Origin of the sequence: Lacticaseibacillus manihotivorans DSM 13343 = JCM 12514 (genome assembly GCF_001435035.1) — a bacterium.
GTDB lineage: Bacteria > Bacillota > Bacilli > Lactobacillales > Lactobacillaceae > Lacticaseibacillus > Lacticaseibacillus manihotivorans.
Genome location: NZ_AZEU01000303.1, coordinates 1 through 852, shown reverse-complemented (window position 1 = coordinate 852; position 852 = coordinate 1). Strand labels below are relative to the sequence as shown.

The window sequence follows — 852 nt, the reverse complement described above, 5'->3', positions numbered from 1 at the left end:
AGTTCGCCTCACGGTGTCGTGCCACGGAGTGGCTAACTTGTTCTTGCAATTTGCGAGTTTGATTTTTATTCTTTTTCATTTGATTTTATTATTCAGCGTTAGCAGGTGTTACATCACCGTCAGCGTTAGCGCCAGGTGTATTGGCAAGGTTCCAAGTGACAGTATTTACAAAGGTCCCTTTGTTTAACAAAGTTCCGGGTTTAATATCCAGTTTGTAGCCCAAATTAGCAGTAGTTTTACCTGCAGCGCCCGTCACTGCTTCAGCTTGCGTGCCATTCAAAGTGACCTTCGTGCCCGTGATTTGATCCCCGGAAGTGGTTAAGCTCAAAGTTGATACGCCATCGCCATCCAAAGCTGGGTTTCCAAAGCCGGAAGCACTCACGTTCAACTTCCATGTCCCGTTATCGCCTAAGAAATCACTAACCGTAGTCGAACCACCATCCACGCTGTCACCGTTAAATCCAGAAGCATAGACGGAGGCAACATCGGTTTTACCTAAGTCAACGTTTTGTGGCTGGGTAAAAGACAAGTCCCCAGCTTGAACCGTCAAGTTCGCTTTATTTTCAGTAGAGATTGTACCATCGGTAGTGGCACCGATCTTTGAGCCGACCGCTGGTGTGTCTGCTGCGTGCACGCTAACAGCATTCGCAGCAAAAGTCGTTAAACCTAAAACAGTGGCACTCATCATCAAACCTGCAATAACTTTTTTCATAGGAAAAATTCCACCTTTCACAATTAACGTTCACTCGATATGTTACTTACAATTTATACTATAGAGATTATTACAAAAGATTACAATCGCAAATTGCAAGAACAAGTTAGCCACTCCGTGGCACGACACCGTGAGGCGAA

The 852-nt window shown here is 45.0% G+C and carries 1 protein-coding gene; it reads right to left on the bottom strand.

The features are described 5' to 3' along the window. Window positions 1-88: 88 nt before the first annotated feature. Window positions 89-712, bottom strand: a complete 624-nt coding sequence (locus FD01_RS14600; protein WP_056965044.1) for a hypothetical protein — start codon at window positions 710-712, stop codon at window positions 89-91. Window positions 713-852: the final 140 nt, after the last annotated feature.